Origin of the sequence: Streptomyces chlorus (genome assembly GCF_042655885.1) — a bacterium.
Classification (GTDB): Bacteria; Actinomycetota; Actinomycetes; order Streptomycetales; family Streptomycetaceae; genus Streptomyces; species Streptomyces chlorus.
In genome coordinates this window covers 126,504-145,351 of record NZ_JBHSOA010000042.1, presented here as the reverse complement: position 1 = coordinate 145,351, position 18,848 = coordinate 126,504, and the positions used below count along the sequence as shown (strand labels likewise).

The window sequence follows — 18,848 nt, the reverse complement described above, 5'->3', positions numbered from 1 at the left end:
ACAGTTGATACCTCCTGCACCGCGTTGCGCCTGGAGGGCAAAAGAGATGAGAGTGACACTGGCCGTGGAGGCCGGGGACGGAGACGCGGCCGGAGCTTCGGACGATCTCTACCAGTGGCTTCGCCAGGACCCGGATCTGCGCGTGCTCGTCCGCCGGGAGGTTCCCGCCGCGCCGCCGGGCGGAGCCATGGGTGCCCTGGGGGAGCTGATCTCGCTGCTGCTGGCTCCCGGCGGTCCGACGGCGGCTCTGGGGGCGGCCGTTGTGGTGTGGCTGCAGGGCCGCCGGGGCAATCAGACCGTCACCCTCACCCTGCCGGACGGTACCCAGGTCGTGGTCTCCTCGGAGAAGGTGCGCGGCCTGACCGCCGAAGGCGCCGGCGAGCTGGCCGAGCGGGTCGCCGCGGCGCTTCAGCAGGAGCGGTACCCACAGGCGGCGCGGGGAACGCCAAGGCCGCAGGAAACACAGGGGACACAAGGAATCCAGGGGACACGAGGCACGGCGGAGGACGACGGCCGCGTCGGCCCCTCGCGAGAAGCGGGCTGACCATGGCTGCGGGGGACGGGCCGGAGCTGCCGGCGGGAGCGGATCTGGCGGCATCCGGCTGCCACGCGCTGGTGGTCGGGACGGCCGCCCATCCGGGACGGCACCTGCCCGATCTGCCGTCCGCCCTCCGGTCGGCGCAGGACGTGGCCGAGACGCTGAGCACGGTGTGCGGTATGGGCGACCGGGTCACGCTGCTGACCGATCCGACGTCGCCGAGCGATGTCCTGGAGGCACTGGCGACGGCCATCGGCCGGGCCGAGCCCACCGAGCAGCGGTACGAGCGCGGAACCGTCCTCCTCTACTTCGTCGGACACGGGCTGCGCGGACCCGGCCGGCAGCTCTACCTGGCCACAGCGAGCACCAAGTCCCAGGCCGACACGGCGCACTCCGTTCCTTACACGGAGGTCGAGCGCTACCTGAGCGACGCCGCCGCCGACCCGGTCGTGATCCTCGACTGCTGTTTCGCGGGGAACGCGCAGGAGCCCGGCGGGCCGGCCGCCGTGGACCCGTTCGCCGGTGCCCGGCCCACCGGCAGCTACCTGCTCGCATCGGCGATGCGCAACGCCTTGGCGTACGCCCCGCCGGAAGCGGAGCACACCCTCTTCAGCGGCCAGTTGCTCAGCCTTCTGCGGGAGGGGGACGCGGGCGGCCCGAAGTGGCTGACGCTGGGCGGCGTCTACCGGCTGCTCGACCAGCGGCTCCAGGGAAGCGCCGCCCGCCCGTACGGCGGTGGCACCGCGCGCATGAGCGAGCTGACTCTCGCCGTCAACCGACGGTACGAGCCGCTGCCGGGCCCGTCCACCGAACAGCGGGCGGCCGACACCCCGGATCCGGACGCCGACCCGGATGCCGTCTGCCCCTACCCCGGCATCCTTCCCTTCCTCCCCGAGCAGCACCGTCTCTTCTTCGGCCGCGAGGAGCTGACCCAGGAGCTGCTGCGCCGCGTCGAACAGGCGCGACCCGGTGAGCCGGTGGTCCTGGTGGGGCCGTCGGGGGTCGGCAAGTCCTCGCTCCTACGGGCGGGGCTCAGCGTGGCCGCGGAGCAGGCGGGGCTCGGTCCCGTGCGGCTGGTGCCCGCGCTGGGTGAGCGGCCCTTCCGGAGCCTCGCCGAGGCGTGGGCGGCGGCGGTGGGCAGGGCCCCCTCCGACGTCGTACGCGATCTGGAACGCGGGCGCTTCAGCCGGCCCGCGGCGACGGGGGCCGGAGCCGGGGTCGGGCAGGCACCGCGGCTCCTCGTCATCGACCAGCTCGAGGAGTACTTCACGCTCTGCTCGGACGAGGCCGAACGCGAGCGGTTCGCCGCCGCCCTGACCGCGGGAGCGGACGAGGAGGGGGAGAGGGCCGGGGACCCGACGCCCGCTCCGCGTCTCGTCCTGGCCCTGCGCGCCGACTACTACGGCGACGCCCTGAGCGACCCCCGTCTGGCGCCCGTCGTGCGACCGGGCCACTTCGCCGTGCCCGCGCTGGCCGACGAGGAGGTCGAGGCCGCGATCGTGCGCCCTGCGGAGTATGCGGGCCTGCGGTGGGAGGAGGGCGTACCGCAGCTCCTGCGGCGCGATGTGAACGAGGAGCGACGCGCCACGGGTGATGCCGCGGCGCTGCCCTTCCTGGCCTACGCCCTCCCCGAGATCTGGCTGCGGCGCCGCGGGACGACGCTGACGTACGCCGGGTACGCCGCCGCCGGAGGCATACGGGGCGCGGTGGCCACGGCCGCCGACAGGATCTACGACTCTCTCGACGACACCGGCCGCACGGCGCTGCGGAGCCTCCTGCTGGCCATGGTCCACGTCGCCGACGGCGAGGGGCGGCTGATCCGTCGCCGGGTGCTGCCGGCGGAGTCGGCCGGGAGCGAGGACCTGCTGCGTCGGCTCGCGGACGCCCGCCTGGTCGTCGTCGACGAGGAGGGCGGGGCGCAACTCGGCCACGATTCGCTGCTGCACGCGTGGACGAGGCTGAGCGGCTGGATCGACGAGGTGCGGGACGACCTGCTGAGACTCCGCCGGCTGACCGCGGCGGCGGAAGGCTGGGCCGAGGCCGGACGGAAGCCGAGCGGCCTCTACGAGGGCGATGCCCTGGAGGAGGCGAAGAAGCTCACCACGGAGCATGCCCGGCCGGCTCGGGAAGCCCCGCCGGCTCAGGACGGTCGACCGGCTCAGGAAGCCCGTCACGTGGCTACCGACGGCTCGGGCGGCGCAGCCGCGTCGGCGGTCGTCCGCGTGCCCGTCCCGCACGTGGTGGGGGATTTCGTCGCCGCGAGCGACCACGCGCAGCGCCGGCGACGCCTCGTCACGCGGGCGTGGATCGCCTCCCTTTCGGCCCTGGCCCTGGTGGCGGCGTCTCTCTTCGGGTGGGCGTTCCACGAGAACGGGCAGGCGGCGAGCCGGGAGAAGAGCCTGATCGCCAGGGAGCTGGCCACCAAGGCCGACGCCATGCGTGACCGCGACCCGCAGACCGCGCTCAGCCTCAGCCTGGCCGCCTACCGCACGGCGGTCACTCCCGAGACCCGCTCCAGCCTGTACGCGGCCTCGATGACCATCACACCGGCCCGCCTCGTGCCCGAGAAGCGGTATCGCATGCCCGTGCTCAACGTCGCCTACAGCCCGGACGGCAAGGTGCTGGCCGCGAGTCACCCGCGCAACGGGTCCGAGGGCGGCCGTGTCCAGTTGTGGGACGTTTCCGCGCCGACCAGGCCCGTTGAGGCGGGCCGGTTCAAGCTGAAGAGCAGTACGGTCATCGCCTACCATCCGCGCTCACGGATCCTCGCCGCACAGTCGGCGGACGAACTGACCCTGTGGGACACCGCGGACCCGCAGAAGCCGAGACGGCTCGCCCTGGTACGGCTCGCCCACCGGGTGACGACGTACACGCTGGCCTTCAGCAAGGACGGCCGGACCCTCGCGGCGGGCAGCAAGAAGGGACTGCTGCGGCTGTGGAACGTGAGCGACCCCGCCCGGCCCACGCTGCGTGAGCAGCGGACGGTCGCCACGTCGGATTTGATCTCTTTGGCCTTCACCCGCGACGGAGGACATCTGATCACGGGTAACGGCAACGGGGACACGGCCGACGAACCCGCGCAGGTGCGGCTGTGGGACGTAGGCGACCCGGACCGGCCCGTGCTGCGGGACACGGAACAGGCCGAGACGGTCATGGCGGTGGCCGCCCACCCCCGCCGCGACCTGGTGGTCGCAACCGGTGGAGCCGGAAAGATTGCTTGGTGGGAGGTAGTGGACGGGCCGGACCTGCGACGTGTGGAGACGGAGCCGTACTGGGACACCTGGGGCACCGACGACGGCGGCATGCCGTCCCTGGCTTTCAGCGAGGACGGCAGGTTCCTGGCGGGAGCGGACCGCGACAACGGCGTCCGACGGGCCGACACGACCAGGAAGGTGTCGGATCTGGTCGACGGCACACCCGGGGTGACCCTGCCGACGGGCGAACCGTCCCAGTCGGTCGCGTTCAGCCCGGACGGCAGGTATCTGGCGGTCGGTGAGGTGGGCGGAGAGATACGAGTGTGGCCCGACCGGCCCTGGGCGCCGGCGTTGGCGGGCGGCATCCACGTCATGCCCCAGACGGGCACCAGCCCGTTCAGCGCCGACGGTGAGCTGGCCATCGTCACACAGCCGAGGGGCGCGGAACGGGACAGCCGCACGAGGGTGTGGGACGTCAGCGATCTGAAGGCGCCGAAGGTCCGGTACACCCTGCCGAGCGGATGGGAGGCGAAGTTCTTCCTGACACGGCGCAAGACGCCGGTGTTCCTGGCCCACCACTGGACCGAGGGGCTGGACCACACCCTCCAGCTCTGGCAGTTGGAATCCGACGGAGGCGTGAAGAAGAGTTCCGACATCCGGTACACCGCCGACGTCTCGAGCATCGCCGTGAGTCCCGATGGCACGCTCCTCGCGGTGGGTTCGCACGAGGAACCCGACACCGCCCTGTGGGACATCCGGGATCCGGCGAAACCCGTGCGCCGGGGCACGGTCGCGGTGAGGGCGAGCAGCTCGCTCTGGAGCTCGGGAAGTCTGTGGTTCGCCGGAGAAGGGTCGCTGGCGACGGTGGAGGACCGCTGGCACATCAGGTTCTGGGACGTCTCCGACCCCGCCCGGCCCCGCAAGGGCGGTCGCATCGAGGACGCGGCGTCGATGGACGGCGCGATGTACTACGACTCGTCCCGGTTGCTCGTCACCGAGAAGGCGGGAGACGAGATCCAGCTCTGGGACCTCTCCCGGCCCGCGCACCCCGTCAAGGGTGGCCGGCTTCCGGCCGCACCGGGGGGTTACTTTCCCACGGGGAAGGGGGAGTTGGCGGCGACGCTGGCCGATGGAAGCGTCGAGTTCTGGGACGTCTCCGATCCGGCGGACCCGGTGAAGAAGGGCCACGACCTCCTGCTCGACCGCGCGGTCGGGTCGATCAGCATGACCTCCGACGGCCGCTACGCGGTGACGAGCAAGCCCCATCGCATCTGGTCCATCGGAAAGGACGGGCGGTGGAACACCCCCGGGCTCTTCACGCTGGAGAACGCGGACGCGGTCCACGTGCCGCCGGCGAAATCACCGCAGGCTCCCCGATGGCTGGCCGTCGCCGCCCAGGACAGCTACGGCATGACACCGGAGACGACCTATGTGCTCGACTTCGCCACCGATGGCCTTTACAAGGCCCTGTGCACGGCCTACCCCTTGAGCGTCCCCGAGGACCGCTGGGAGCAGTTGTTCCCGCACCTGACCCACCGCGCGTCCTGCGACTGACTCGGCGCCACCCTTGGCGTGACGAATCCCGTCGCCCTTTGGAACCGGTGGTTGCGCAGGATCCTCCAGGCTAGGGCATCGTGTGGGCTCCTCTCATGAAACCCATCCGACCCTCTGTCACCCTCCACCGCATCTCGGGGGAAGCTCAGTGGTGCCGCACGTGGTGCGCGGACGCTCCCACGCGTGCATCGGCCGCGAGACGGGCCTGCACATGGACACCGTCCGCTTTGACGCGAAGAACGCCTCGCTCCCTTGACCCGGCACAACCGCTCGGGAAGCGTTGCAACGCGAGAACCCGCAACCGACTTGAAACGGGAGGGCGGCATCATCGGCAACAGGCGTGTGGCCAGGGTGCGTTCGCCGACCGCGAGGGAGCCGAAGACCGCTGCGATCACGGCCAGGGTGCCGCACTCGACCAGGGCCGGCAGTCGCACCTGTGGAGAGGGCCCCTGCCGGGCCTCGGTCACAGGCCAGGTGTACGCGGCGGAGTTCGCCGCACTGTCGGGGACGTTGAAGCTGGTGCCGTCCAGCGAAGTCAGGCGTGAACGTCCGCGTCAACGCGCCGATCCGTATCCGCTCTGGAAAGTCGTCCCCACCACATGATCACGAGCCACAAGCCCCGGATCCTGAACGATCACCCAGCAAGGAAGCGACGTCGGGGCCGGCCCTGGCCCGACTGCCGTCCGCCGAATTCGCCCTGAACCTCGGCGCGCGCGCGTGAATGGTCGAGACTACATTGGGGGGAGGGGGGAAGACCGGCGGCGGCGAGCCGGTTTCCTGGCTCATCCCGCGGAACCCTGAAACAGGCGTCCGAGAGGGGATCCTTGCCATGGCCAGGGTGCTTTTCATCGTGAGCGGAGCCACCTACTGGGTATTGAAGGACGGCACGAGGTACGCGACGGGCTACTGGGCCGAGGAGTTCGCGAACCCGTACAAGATCTTGACGGACGCCGGCCATGAGATCGTCGTCGCGACGCCCAACGGCGTGACCCCCAGCGTCGACATGATGAGCCTACGCCCCGAGATGGTCGGCGGAAATGACAGCGCCCTCGAATTGGAGGCCGTCATCCGTTCCGCGGAGGTGATGCGTCGGCCCTTGCGACTGTCGGACGTCCGCCTCGAGGACTACGACGGGGTGTACTTGCCGGGCGGCCACGGTCCGATGTCGGACCTGGCCTGGGACGCCGATGCCGGACGGCTGCTGACGCAGCAGCTGACCTCGGGTAACCCTCTGTTCATCGTCTGTCACGCGCCTGCCTCGATGCTGGCGACCAGGATCCACGGCGAGTCGCCGTTCAAGGGCTTCGACATCACCTGTTTCACCAACGAGGAGGAGGAGGGCGTCGGACTGGCCCCCCTGGCCCCGTGGCTGCTGGAGACCGATGTGCAGGAGAAGGTCGGGGTCAACTTCAGCCGCGGCCCGATCTGGGAGCCGTACATGGTCGAGGATCGCAACCTGGTCACCGGGCAGAACCCGGCTTCGGCCGCGATTCTGGGCAACCGGATGCTGGAAATCCTCAAGTGAGCGTGGACGACACGACGGGTGCGGACACCGCGCGGAAGGTCGCGGTCATCACCGGTGCCAGCGGGGGCATCGGCTCCGCCGTCGTCACCGCCTACCGTGGCCTCGGGTACGCGGTCGTGGCCACCAGTCGTTCCATGCCGGAATCCGAGGACCCGCAGGTGTTCGCCTTCAGCGGCGATCTGGTGGAGCCCGGTGCGGGCGAGCGGATCGTGGGGGCGGCGATGGATCGGTTCGGTCGGATCGACACCGTGGTCAACAGCGCCGGCGTCTACATCGGCAAGCCGTTCACCGACTACACGGACAAGGACTTCGACCTGATCGTCGGTGTGAACCTGCGCGGATTCTTCAACGTCTCGCGCAGCGCCGTCGGCGCGATGCTCTCCCGCGGTGAAGGCGGCGGTCACCTGGTGAACATCTCCACCTCCCTGGTCGACCAGCCGAATGCACAGGTGCCGTGCGCGCTCGCGTCGCTGACCAAGGGCGGCCTGAACGCGGTCACCAAGGAGCTGGCGATCGAATTCGCGGGGCAGGGCGTCCGCGTGAACACCGTCTCGCTCGGCGTCGTCCGTACGCCGATGAACCCGGAGACCACGCCCGAACTCGTGGCTCGCCATCCACTCGGGCGGATGGAAGAGGTCGACGACGTCGTCCAGGCCATCGTGTACCTCGAGCAGGCGTCCTTCGTCACCGGCGAGGTCCTCCACGTGGACGGCGGCCAGAGCGCCGGCCATGGAAAGGATTGCGATGAATGACAGCGCAGACACCGGGTCCGTTCCGCGCGAAGGGCTGAACAGGGCCGCACTCGAGGAACACTGGCGAGCATCGGAACGCGGGGATACCGACGCCGAGCATGCCGTCTACGCCGCGGACGCGATCCTCGACTACCCCCAGTCAGGTGAACGATTCCGGGGCCGCGCGACGATTTCGGCGCAACGTGGAGGGCACCCTGCCAGTCGGCACTTCACCGTCCACCGGATTGTCGGCAGCGGGGATCTGTGGGTGAGTGAGTGTGTCATCACGTACGACGGGGTGCCCACCCACTCGGTGAGCATGATGGAATTCTCCCACGGGTATGTGGTGCACGAGACGCAGTACTTCGCGGACCCCTTCGATGCGCCTGAGGGGCGGAAGGCACTCGCGGAGCCGATGCCGGGCAGGAATACCGCCGGGGCCTGACCCTGGGCCTGACCCTGGGCCGCAGGGCGATGTGCGCAGCCGGATCGTGGCCATGTGCTCCGGTCCGTGTCCGGTGCGGACCGTGGAGGCGCCCGTACGGAGGAGGAAGAGTCCATGCGCTGTGTGATACGTCCACTTCTCTACGGAGCCGCGGCCGGCGCCGCGGGTACGACCGCGCTCAACGTCGTCAGCTACGCGGACATGGCGCTGCGGGCCAGGCCCGCGAGCGCGACACCCGAGGTCACCCTGCGCAAGCTCGCGGCGAAACTGCATGTGAGGATCCCCGGCGACGGCCCAGCCCTGGACAACCGGGTAGCGGGACTCGCCCCGCTGACCGGAATCGCCAGCGGTCTCGGGATGGGAGCCCTGCTGTCCCTGGTCCGCGGCGCCGGCCGGCACCCGTCCAAAGCCCCCGAATACGCCGTTGCCGCGGTGGGGGCGATGATCGGCACGAACGGTCCGATGACGGCTCTGGGCGTGACAGACCCGCGGACTTGGTCGACGTCGGACTGGGTCTCCGACATCGTCCCCCACCTCGCCTATGCGGCGGTGACGGTGGCGGTTCTCGACCGCCTGTACGCGACGCCCGGCGGTGGGACCGTATCCCGTTGACGTGGGTCCGGCGCGAGGCGAGCGACAGTCAAGACCTGTGCATGGGTTGACGTGCACTTCAGCGACGCGAGCTCCGCTGTACGCAAGCGCCCGCCATCCGCCGCCTGCGCACCGCACGTGAAGGTCGGCGAGGAGATCAGCGGAGTCGACGCACCGGGCAGGGTGCCACTTCGCGGAGTTCGGTGATGCCGCGCCTCTTCGGGTAAGCGTCGTCGGCCCGCTCCTCGGTGACGAGCGCGGGACGGACGCCTTCGTCGATCAGTGCGAAGAACTCGTGGGCCACGTCGAGGCCGGCCCGCCCGTAGTCCGGCACCACCAGGGCGGTGGGCCGAGCAGGGGGCTGCGGGGGCGCGGTGCCGTCCCCGCCCCGGACCCCGGTCCGGTCGAGCCCGCGCCGCTCGATACGCACCCACGTATCGCGGTCCGTCCGCGTGCCGATCGAGCGACGCTTGCGTACTGCGGTGTCCCGATCCAGGCGTGTCCGAAGCGACTGCTCCACACGACCGAGAACCTCATCAACCGGTTCAACTCGCAGATCGACGGCACGTGTCGAGGGTACCGAGAGCGTCATGTGGCGACCGTAGCAGCGGCCCGACCCGTGCGGGCTCCTCTCGGTCAACACGCGATCTCGTCTCGCCCGGAGGGCTCCAACCTTGCGCTGCGCGACGGACGGCGGAACCCAAGGTGACCCCGCAGGCACCGTGCGGTACAGCGGATTCCGGGTCGACGGGCATGCGTGTCAGTGCCACCCGGCAGGATTGGAGGGCGTCGATCAGCGCGGGAGCCGTGCGGCCGAGCCGCGAGCCGAGAGAGCCGAGAGCAAGGACTGACCGCCTGATGCCCACGAGCGAGCTCCTGCTGAAGGACGTCATCGAGATCAAGGAAGACGTCCATGCCGGCGACTTCAAGATCGAGCTCTCCCAGGGTTTCAGCGAGACCGATGCCCGGGTGGCCGAGTACGTGGTCACCGAGCAGCTCCAGGAGGCGTTCCGGCAGGCGCTGGACATCGTGGCGGCCTGCGTCAGGTCGGGCAATTCGGAGGCCTCCTACCTGCACGGCTCCTTCGGCTCCGGCAAGAGCCACTTCCTGACCGTGCTGCACGCCGTGCTCAACAACCACCCGGCCGTCCGGACCAAGTCCCGGCTGGTGGAGGCCGTGGCGCCGCACGACGAGTGGCTGCGGCGGAGTAAGTTCCTGATGGTGCCGTACCACCTCGTCGGCTCCGCCGACCTCGACTCCGCGCTGCTCGGCGGCCATGTGTACACGGTGCGCGAACTCCACCCCGAGAAGCCGCTGCCCCCGTCTACCGGGCCGACGCGCTGCTCGCCGACGCCCGCACCCAGCGGGAGTTCCTCGGCGACGACGCCAAGTTCCTGCAGTGGCTCGGGAAGGGCGCCGCGGCCCGCACGCCGAGTGCGGCCGCGCCCGTGGAGGCCGACCGGGACGACATGCCGATGCTGGACGGCGAAGCCGGGGTGCTGCCCGCCCAGGCGTGGACCGGCGCCGACTTCGACCGGGCCTTCGCGGGCGCGTTCGACCGAACGGCCTGGGCCGGCCGACCGAGCCTGCCCCTGCCCGGTCCGGCGCAGTGAACGCCGTCTACGTCAGAGGTGTGCCGCGACGTCGAACAGCAGCGCCCGAAGCCACTCGATGAAGTACTGGTCGGCCAGCCGGGGATTCCAGACCATGTCGATCCCGAGCCCGGGCAGCGGGAACGGGAACTCCTCGATCCGCAGGTCGGTGAGCGTCCGCATGGTGGCGGCCACCTGGTAGCGGAAGAGGGCGACGCCGCCCGCGCGGGCGACCAGGAAGGGGACGAGCAGGAAGTCGGAGCTCAACTGGCCGACGCGGTAGGGGATGCCCTTTTCCTCGAGCACCGAGTACGGGAAGACCCGCCGGTCGGTGTCGACGACGATGTGCGGCTGGGTGGTCAGGAGGTCGAGCGCGCTCGCTTCCGGTGGCGTGTCCGGTGAGGCCACCACCACACAGCGGTCGTTGTACAGCCGCTCGCGCGGATACGGCGAGAAGTGCCCCTCGGAGATCAGCACGACGTCGACGCCCATGTCGGTGAAGGTGGCCTCGGTCGGGACCGTGATCGTCCGCAGGCGCAACGTGGCGTGGGGAGCGCGTTCGGCGAGGAGCCGCGTCAGTTGGGGGCCGATGACGAACGCGGTGCTGTTCGTCAGGGCGACCGTGATGACGCGCCGGTCCGTGGCGGGGTCGAAGGAGGGGAAGTTCACGATGCGTGCCGCCTGTTGCAGCGCACTGCGCAGCGGTGGGATCAGCTCCAGGGCGCGCGGGGTCAGCGTCACGCCCGTCCCTTGTCGGACGACGAGGTCGTCACCCAGCAGACGCCGCATTCTCGTGAGGGCGTGGCTCATCGCCGGCTGGGACAGACCGACCCGCTGCGCCGCCTTGGTCACCGAACGCTCTTCGAGGAGCGCGAGGAGGGGCACCAACAGGTTGAGGTTGACCGATGCCAGCCGGTCCAGTCCCGAACCCGTGGTGCCCTCTTCTCCGTCGCCCATGAAACCGACCTTACGCGGCCGCCTGAGTCATACGGCGCAGCCGGGGGATGGGGATCCGGTAGTTGAGCGCCGCGGCCACACCGGTGCCGTGGTCCTGCGACCAGCGCATCAGCGCCGGCCCGCCACCGGGCTCCCCGTCGACGTACTCGGGTTCTCCTTCCAGCGGCAGATAGCCCACCGCCTTGAGGGTCAGCCCGAACTGCTCGGTCCAGAAGTACGGCTGGAACTGGAGCGGTGGCGCGTCGTCGCCCCGGACCAGAGCCCTCGCGGCGACCTTCGCCTGTTCGATCGCGCTGCTCCAGAAGGGGACGCGGCGCAGACCGTTCGGAGTGTGGACGGCCGCGAGGTCGCCGACGGCCGCGACGTCGGGGCGGACGAGCCCACGCGAGTCGACCGCGATGGCACCCTTCGCCGCGAGACCCGTGTCCGCGAGCCACTCCGTGTTGGGCACGTCGCCGACGGCGGACAGGAGAATGTCCGCCTCGAGGACCGGGCCCTCGTGGAGGACGACCCGGGCACTTTCCCCACGCCGTTCCAGCCGTGCCAGCTCGGTCTCGATGATGGTGAGTCCCAGGTCCAGCCCGGCCTTGACGAAGACACCGGCGAGGTGCGGACCGAGCTGGAGGATCAGTGGGGCCCCTTGGGAGACGAGGGTGACCCGGCAGCCGGCGGCCAGGCAGCCCGAGGCGATCTCCATTCCGAGCGGGCCGCCGCCGACCACGACGACCGACGGCCGGTCCGCCAGCCGCTTCCGCAGGGCGAGGGCGTCGTCGAGCCCGCGCAGGGTGAGCTCTTCGGGAAGGTCGGACAACCGTCGCGCCCGGGAGCCGGTGGCGAGGACGACGCGGTCGTACGGCAGATCCGTGCCGTCGTCGAGCGTGACCAGCCGACGGTCGAGGTCGAGTCCGGTGGCGCGGACGCCCAGGAGCTCCGTCGCTCCGTGGCCGGTCGGCGGGAGCTCGTGCGACGACAGGTCGTCGCCGTCGAGCAGGAGCGCCTTCGACAGGGCCGGGCGGCTGTACGCCGGATGCGGTTCGTCGCCGACGACGGTCAGTTCGCCGTCGAAGCCGGCCTCGCGGAGCGTGTCGGCCGCGGTGAGCCCGGCGATCCCGTTGCCGACGACGACGACGCGGTCCAGGGTGTCGCCGCTCATATGACCCTCAGCGCAGCGACCGGACACACGCGGGCGGCGGCGTTCGCCAGGGCGACGTCGGCTTCGCCGATCTCCTCGTGGTCGAGGACGAGTTCGCCCTCGTCGTCGAGGTGCATGAGCTGCGGGGCGGCCTCCTCGCACAGGCCGTGGCCCTCACAGCGGGGGCGGTCAAGAACGATCTTCATGCGGGGATCACCTCCAGGACGGGGAGCTCCTCGATGCTCCGGGTGGTGTTGCTGGGAACGCGGACCTCGGGTCCGACGACGAGGCGCTTGACGCGCCGGGAAAGCGCCTCGATCACGGCATTGGCCTCCAGGCGGGCGAGTCCCTGGCCCGCGCAGCCGTGCGGGCCGTAGCCGAACGAGAGGTGGTCGATCGGATTGCGCTCGACGAGGAAGGCGTCCGGGTTCTCGTAGTGCCGGGGGTCGCGGTTGCCGGCGCCGAGCAGGATCGCGATCTGCGCGCCTGCGGGGATGACGGCCCCGTCGATGTCGACGTCCTTGGTGGCGCGTCGGCCCCAGGCGTGGATGGGCGCCCAGAAGCGCAGCACCTCGTTGAACGCCGCCGGCACCAGCGACGGGTCCTCGCGGATCAGGTCGAGCTGGTCGGGGTGCGAGCCGAAGAGGGCGACCACGTTGCCGATCGCCGCCATGGTGGTGTCGACGCCGGCACCGAGGTACTGGTGGATGATGTGGCCGGCCGTGTTCGGCGGGATGGTGCCATGTGCCTCGGCGTCGAAGATGCCGCGGCCCACGGACCCTTCGGCCAGGTCGGTGGCCTTGACCTGGGAGCACCACGCGTAGAGCTCGCCGGCGATGGGGAAGTTCTCGGCCGTGCGCTGGTTCATCGGGCCGAGGACCTGCATGGCGGCCTGTCCCCAGCGCAGCATGTTGTCGCGCACGTGGCCCGTGAAGCCGATCAGGTCCGCGACGACCTCCAGCGGGAACGCCCGGGCGAGGGCGTCGATCGCCTCGAAGGAACCCTTCTCGACGAGTTCCGCGACCAGAGCGTCCGCCTTCGCCTCGATCTGCCCCTTCAGACCGCGCAGCGCGCGCGGCGAGAGGTTCTCGGTGAGCGTGGCGCGCAGCTGGGTGTGCACCGGCGGGTCGGACGCGAGCGAGGTGCCGGTGAGCGCCTCGTTGGCCATCGGATTGAAGGCGATCGAGGTCGACGAGAACGACTCCCAGTCCGCGAGCGCGCCACGGATGGCGTCGTACCGCGTCAGCGCGTAGACGTCGTTCTTGCGGAGGTGGACGACGGGGCCCAGCTCCCGCAGTTCGGCGTAGACGGGGTAGGGGTCGACCAGGACGTCGTCGGCGAAAAGGTCGACGTCGGAGGCAGGGGGAGGAGTCATGCCCCCAGTGAAGTGGCCGGTCTTACATCCAGCAAATGAATGATTCGCATGGAGCGACATGCGCGCCGTTCATGCTTCAGGCGGGGCCCGTACAGGCCGCCCTGTCCGACGGTAGTCGCCGAGCCGGTCCCGACGTGCCCGTATCGCTCTCCGTGCATTGTTTTTTCATGATGTTCATTTCATTGACGTCATGTAAACCGAATGGTTACTGTCGCCGCGGCCACCGGGGTGCTGGGCATCCCCCACCGGGCACGGAGAGGCACGCACTCGGCCCGGACGGTCCTGCCGGCGGGTGGGTACGGCTCTGTGCGGGCGCACGGCCCACCCGCCAGTGAGAACCAGGGGATACGGGGAACCGGGCGCGATCACACCCGCCCGGAGCCGCGTGCGCGGCTCCGGCATGTCCGTCACACGGCTGCCCGGGTGCGGCAGGCGGCGGATTCCCCCGGTGCCTGCGAGAGTGAACGAGTGAGACCTCACGGCCGGGTACGGGTGGAGGCCGGGGATCCGAACAGGGCTGGAGGACGGATGGCCGTACGACACCGATTGATCGAACGCTCCGTGGACGAGGTGTGGGCGGTTCTCGCGGACGGTACGCGTTACGGCGACTGGGTGGTGGGCACGTCCGAGTCGCGACCCGGAGAGGGCGACTGGCCACAGGTCGGCTCCACCCTCACCTATACGGTCCGGCTGGGACGCTGGTCGGCGTCGGGGAGCACCGTCGTCCGGCGGTGTGAGGCCCCGGCGGTGTTGGAACTGGAGGCCGACAGCGGGTGGCTGGGCACCGCGCGGATCGCCGTCGAGGTGCGGCCATGGGGCGAGAACGCCTTGGTGATCATCGACGAACACCCCCTGCGCGGGCCGGCCGGGAAACTCCACAACACCGCAGTGGACGCGCTGATCCAGCTGCGCCACCGCAGGATGCTCGCCCGTTTGGCCGACACGGTGGAGAAGACTCCGACACGCACGCACGAACCGGTCTGACAACGGGCCGCGGGCCCCTGTCTGAGGGGCCCGCGGCCCGGGAGAGACGCTGTTGACGCATCCGGCTGACCTGGGGCATGAGTCCGCCGACCGTGACACTTTCCGGGAATGTGTCACGGTCGCGGCCGGAGTACCCGGCTCCGGCGGTACGGACTCGCGGAGCCCGGAACGCCAGACCGCATCGACCAGCAGCATCGGGAGAGCGACGGGCCCGTCGAGAACGCCAGGAGGCGACGATGTCGGACGCGGTGGTCATCGGCGCGGGACCCAATGGTCTCGTCGCTGCGAACAAGCTCGTCGACGCGGGATGGAGCGTGGAGGTTCTGGAGGCCCAGCCGGAACCCGGCGGCGCGGTCCGCAGCGATCGCGGCGTCCACACCGACTACGTGAGCGACGTCTTCAGCGCTTTCTACCCCCTCGCCGCCGCCTCCCCGGTCCTCGCGGGTCTGGAGCTCGGAAAAGAGGGGCTCACCTGGAGCCACGCCCCGCGCGTCCTGGCACACCCGCTGCCGGACGGCCGGTGCGCCGTCCTCGCACGCTCGGCTGCCGACACGGCGGCGGGCCTGGACACGTTCGCGGCGGGCGACGGGGCCGCCTGGCTCGATCTGTGCACCACGTGGGAGCGCCTGAGCCCGGACATCCTGCGTGCTCTCTTCACCCCCTTCCCTCCGGTCCGGGCCTCCCTCCGGCTCGCCGCCAGGCTCCGGGCGGCCGGAGGCCTCCGCCTGGCACGGACCCTGCTGCTGCCCGTCCGTCGCCTGGGGGAGGAGTCGTTCCGCGGCGAGGCGGGACGGCTGCTGCTCGCCGGCAGCGCGCTGCACGCGGATCTCGGCCCCGAAGCGGCGGGCAGCGGAGGCTTCGGATGGCTGATGTGCATGCTCGGACAGGCCTACGGCTTTCCCGTGCCGGTGGGGGGAGCCGGGGCGCTCACGGCGGCCCTGGTGCGCCGGCTGGAGCGGCGCGGCGGCGTGGTCCGCTGCGGGGAGCGCGTGACCGAGATCGTCGTACGCGGCGGACGGGCCGTCGGCGTCCGCACCGCGGGGGGCGAACCCGTAGCGGCGCGTCGTGCCGTACTCGCCGACGTGTCCGCACCGGCCCTGTACGGCGAACTGGTCGACGCCCAGCACCTCCCCGGACAGCTGCTGAAGGACCTGTCCCGGTTCCAGTGGGACTCCGCGACCTTCAAGGTCGACTGGGCGCTGAACGGCCCCGTGCCCTGGACAGCAGGAGAAGCGGCCTCCGCGGGAACGGTCCACCTGGCCGAAGGAGTCGACGGTCTCACCCGCTTCGCCGCCCAGCTCGCGACGGGCCGGGTGCCCGACCGGCCCTTCCTCCTCTTCGGGCAGATGTCCACCACGGACGCCACGCGCTCACCGGCCGGCACCGAATCGGCCTGGGCCTACACCCACGTCCCGCACCGGATCAAGGGCGACGCGGGCGAGGACGGGCTGACCGGGCTCTGGGACCGGCGGGAGGAGGAAGCCATGGCCGACCGCATGGAGAACGAAGTCGAACGCTGGGCGCCGGGATTCCGCTCCCGCATCACAGCCCGGCGCCTTCTTACGCCGCGCACACTCGAGTCCATGGACGCCAACCTGAGCGAGGGCGCGATCAACGGCGGAACGGCGGCATTGCACCAGCAGTTGGTGTTCCGGCCGATGCCCGGCACCGGGCGGCCCGAGACGCCGGTGAAGGGCCTGTACCTCGCCTCGGCCTCCGCGCACCCCGGTGGCGGGGTGCACGGCGCCCCCGGTGCCAACGCGGCCGGTGCCGCGCTGCGCGGCACCGGCCGACTGCGCCCGGTACGCGTGCCGTGGAGCACCCGTACCGGGCGGAACATCGGAGGACAGCCACCGCGCCGACGCAGCAGCGGTACGGGTTCTCTCGGCCGAGCGGAGTAAGGGCGTGCAGATCAGGCGGGGACCTGCTGCCCCGGGGGCATGAAGTCCCCGGCCGGTCCGTGCCCCTCCGTGAAGCGTGGCAGGACGGGCGGGCCGGCCGGCCGGCAACAGGTCGTGGACGATGCGGTCGGCGGGATGCCCGGCGTGGACGAGCCCGGCCGTCACCGTACGGACCATGTCCGGCGGCCCGGCGACCAGGGTGCGGCCCTCCGCGAGGGGGGTGCTCCGGGTCACCGCGAGGACCAGCCGGTCGTACCTGCCCTCGGCCGGCGTCCTGCCCGCCATCGGGACCACGGTCAGCCATGAGTGGCATTGCTCGAGGCCGGCCGGGTACTCGGTGTCGTGGAGGTCGGACAGCGAGTCGGCGCCCAGGAAGAGCCGTACTCGGCGCGGACGGTGTGCGGGTGACCGCCGCACCTGGCTGTCCAGCTCCTGCAGCAGCGCCTTCATCGCGGCCCAGCCGGTGTCCCAGGCGACCAACTGCAGGGTGCCCGGGGGCTCCGCGCCGAGCGTCAGGTTGCCCTTCGGCGGCCCGAGCCGTACCTCGTCCCCGGGCGCGGTGTGGCGTACCAGCGTCTCGCTGACCCCGCCGGGGCCGGTGCACCGGACGTGCACCTCGATCTCCCCGCCGGGGCCGGGTCCGTCGGCCAGGTAGTACGGGCGCCAGGTGTGCGGCAGCCGGGCGGACTCCAGCGCGGTGTACTGGCCGGCCCGGTACCGGAAGGTCTCGTGCGGCAGGAGACGGAGGACCGCCAGGTCCGGCCCGTACATCCGATGGCCCGTCACCGTGGCACGCCAGCACGGCGGTTCGTGCAGCGCGGACTCCGCGCCCCGGACCATGGCGGTGACGCCGAGCCGCAGCATCCGCGTCCACGCCTGCTCGAGCTCCGGGCTCCAGTACTCGCCCGCGCGGACCCGCAGCGCTTCGCACAGCGCGTCCTTGAACGCCGCGTACTGCGCCGGGCGCACGCCGAGTTTGCGATGGTCGCGGCCGAGCTGGGTGAAGGTCTCGGTGATCTCCCCGGGGCGGTCCAGGTGCTCGATCAGATACCAGAACGCCCGCGCCAGATGCTCCTGCTGGAACGCCATCGTGGCGGGGAAGAGCGACCGCAGTGAGGGATGTCGTGTGAACAGCGCCCGGTACAGGTCGGTGATCAGCTCGTCGAGCGGAGCCACCAGGTCCAGGTCGCGCATGATGATCCGCCGGCCGGCGGCCGCGTCGTACGTCTCTTCGGCCGAGGGCCGGCCGCCGCGTCCGGTGCGCGGGTCGCTCCCGGGGGAGAGCAACTGCTGACGCAGCCGCATCGCATCGTGCCGGGCGAGGAGCGTGTGGTAGGTCCTGTCCTCCGTGCTCATGGTCAGCGAACCCTCCCCGTCTCGCGCCCGACGACGGCGACCTGTACGCAGCCGCGTCCGGACCCGGCCCGGACGGCGACCGGAACGGGAGCCCACCGGCCCGGTCGGCGCGGGGCCTTCGCCGGAAGCTGACGGAAGGGTCGGGGCATGGCTGGGCTCCTTGAGGAACGTGTCGGGGTGCGGGGGTGGTCCGACGGTGAACAGAGGCCGACCCACCGGGATCTGACGGGTGAAACCGCAGGTCAGTATGGCATCGGGGACATATGCCCCAAGGGCCCTGGGGGGGCAGGGCTGTTGGGCCCTGGACAACGGGAAGCGGGTGTGCCGCGCCTGACCTGTACGCCTGCGAGCGGAACGCCCCGCCCTCGCCCCCGGAGCCGGTTCCGGGTACGGGCCGCTCGGCGGCGCGGGGAACGGGCCCGTGGGACGGGTCGGGCGCGCTTGCGGCGGCGCATCAGGAAGACGGTTGCCACGCCGGCCGCCACCGGGGCGCAGCAACAAAGCTGATCAGGCCCCGCAGGACACGACGACCGGCCGCACGGCCACGACCCGAAGGACACCCATGACGGCGACCACCACTGACCACAGCCCTGCCGCTGCCTCCGTGCCCGCGCCCAAGGGACCGCTCTCGGCCGGTCTGTTCGCCGCCCTGGCCTCGCCGCGCCAGGCCCCCTCCCGACGCGGGCGAGGCCGCGGTCACCGACCCGTACGGGGAGGATCTGCACCTGGCCCTCTACCGGAGCACGTGGAAGCGGACGCCGTACACGAACAGGTCGTACGCCGGGAGGTGATCGGGGGTCTGCTCGCCGACGAGCCGCGCCTGGAGTCGGACGGGGCCTTCGGAGCGGACGCCACCGTCCACCTGGAGAGCCGGCTGGCGTCCCCTCTCCTGAAGGCATGGCGGAACGGACAGTCGGCGCTGCGCCAGCGTCAGGGATAACAGCCGGCGCTGCCTGCGTCAGGGACAGCGGCC

General features: G+C 71.1%; 14 protein-coding genes and 2 pseudogenes. 10 read left to right on the top strand and 6 right to left on the bottom strand.

Features of this window, described 5'->3' with window-relative positions; all coding sequences use genetic code 11:
• The first annotated feature begins 46 nt into the window (after positions 1–46).
• The 6 genes from ACFPZI_RS19855 to ACFPZI_RS19830 all read left to right on the top strand — a co-directional run bounded on the left by ACFPZI_RS19855 (position 47) and on the right by ACFPZI_RS19830 (position 8,599).
• Positions 47–544 (top strand): effector-associated constant component EACC1, encoded by a 498-nt coding sequence (locus ACFPZI_RS19855; RefSeq protein WP_381364704.1) that lies wholly within the window; start codon positions 47–49, stop codon positions 542–544.
• Between the two features lie 2 nt (positions 545–546).
• A complete protein-coding gene (locus tag ACFPZI_RS19850; protein ID WP_381364702.1) occupies positions 547–5,286 on the top strand; it encodes a caspase, EACC1-associated type in 4,740 nt (1,579 codons plus the stop codon).
• An 829-nt stretch (positions 5,287–6,115) separates the two neighbouring features.
• Positions 6,116–6,811, top strand: coding sequence for a type 1 glutamine amidotransferase domain-containing protein (locus ACFPZI_RS19845; protein ID WP_381364700.1), 696 nt, complete (start codon positions 6,116–6,118; stop codon positions 6,809–6,811).
• A complete protein-coding gene (locus tag ACFPZI_RS19840) occupies positions 6,808–7,563 on the top strand; it encodes an SDR family NAD(P)-dependent oxidoreductase (protein ID WP_381364698.1) in 756 nt (251 codons plus the stop codon). Before ACFPZI_RS19845 ends, ACFPZI_RS19840 begins: the two co-directional genes overlap by 4 nt.
• Positions 7,556–7,987, top strand: coding sequence for a nuclear transport factor 2 family protein (locus ACFPZI_RS19835; protein WP_381364696.1), 432 nt, complete (start codon positions 7,556–7,558; stop codon positions 7,985–7,987). The genes ACFPZI_RS19840 and ACFPZI_RS19835 overlap by 8 nt, the downstream gene beginning before the upstream one ends.
• 114 nt (positions 7,988–8,101) lie before the next feature.
• On the top strand, positions 8,102–8,599 hold the full coding sequence (locus tag ACFPZI_RS19830; protein WP_381364694.1) for a hypothetical protein: 498 nt from the start codon (positions 8,102–8,104) through the stop codon (positions 8,597–8,599).
• 352 nt (positions 8,600–8,951) lie between these two features.
• Here the strand turns inward: ACFPZI_RS19830 and ACFPZI_RS19825 are convergent.
• Positions 8,952–9,170, bottom strand: a pseudogene (locus ACFPZI_RS19825) (hypothetical protein); the annotation flags it as partial.
• An 856-nt stretch (positions 9,171–10,026) separates the two neighbouring features.
• Between ACFPZI_RS19825 and ACFPZI_RS19820 the strand changes: the two are divergent.
• Positions 10,027–10,191, top strand: a complete 165-nt coding sequence (locus tag ACFPZI_RS19820; RefSeq protein ID WP_381364692.1) for a hypothetical protein — start codon at positions 10,027–10,029, stop codon at positions 10,189–10,191.
• A gap of 12 nt (positions 10,192–10,203) precedes the next feature.
• On the opposite strand, the gene ACFPZI_RS19815 is transcribed toward ACFPZI_RS19820, so the two are convergent.
• Genes ACFPZI_RS19815 through ACFPZI_RS19800 form a run of 4 tightly spaced genes read right to left on the bottom strand, consistent with a single transcriptional unit; the run spans position 10,204 to position 13,634 of the window.
• Positions 10,204–11,127 (bottom strand): LysR family transcriptional regulator, encoded by a 924-nt coding sequence (locus ACFPZI_RS19815; protein WP_381364690.1) that lies wholly within the window; start codon positions 11,125–11,127, stop codon positions 10,204–10,206.
• Positions 11,128–11,137: 10 nt separating this feature from the next.
• Positions 11,138–12,280, bottom strand: coding sequence for an NAD(P)/FAD-dependent oxidoreductase (locus ACFPZI_RS19810; protein ID WP_381364688.1), 1,143 nt, complete (start codon positions 12,278–12,280; stop codon positions 11,138–11,140).
• Positions 12,277–12,465 (bottom strand): ferredoxin, encoded by a 189-nt coding sequence (locus ACFPZI_RS19805; protein ID WP_381364686.1) that lies wholly within the window; start codon positions 12,463–12,465, stop codon positions 12,277–12,279. Before ACFPZI_RS19805 ends, ACFPZI_RS19810 begins: the two co-directional genes overlap by 4 nt.
• A complete protein-coding gene (locus ACFPZI_RS19800) occupies positions 12,462–13,634 on the bottom strand; it encodes a cytochrome P450 (RefSeq protein WP_381364685.1) in 1,173 nt (390 codons plus the stop codon). The genes ACFPZI_RS19805 and ACFPZI_RS19800 overlap by 4 nt, the downstream gene beginning before the upstream one ends.
• Positions 13,635–14,162: 528 nt before the next feature.
• Here ACFPZI_RS19800 and ACFPZI_RS19795 point away from each other — a divergent pair.
• Positions 14,163–14,618 (top strand): SRPBCC family protein, encoded by a 456-nt coding sequence (locus ACFPZI_RS19795; protein WP_381364683.1) that lies wholly within the window; start codon positions 14,163–14,165, stop codon positions 14,616–14,618.
• Between the two features lie 236 nt (positions 14,619–14,854).
• Positions 14,855–16,519 (top strand): phytoene desaturase family protein, encoded by a 1,665-nt coding sequence (locus ACFPZI_RS19790; RefSeq protein WP_381364681.1) that lies wholly within the window; start codon positions 14,855–14,857, stop codon positions 16,517–16,519.
• Between the two features lie 573 nt (positions 16,520–17,092).
• Here the strand turns inward: ACFPZI_RS19790 and ACFPZI_RS19785 are convergent.
• Positions 17,093–17,608 (bottom strand): annotated as a pseudogene (locus tag ACFPZI_RS19785) (globin domain-containing protein); the annotation flags it as partial.
• Positions 17,609–18,620: 1,012 nt separating this feature from the next.
• On the opposite strand from ACFPZI_RS19785, the gene ACFPZI_RS19780 reads away from it, so the two are divergent.
• Complete coding sequence (locus ACFPZI_RS19780; RefSeq protein WP_381364679.1) at positions 18,621–18,815, top strand: heme oxygenase-like domain-containing protein; 195 nt, start codon at positions 18,621–18,623, stop codon at positions 18,813–18,815.
• Positions 18,816–18,848 lie beyond the last annotated feature (33 nt).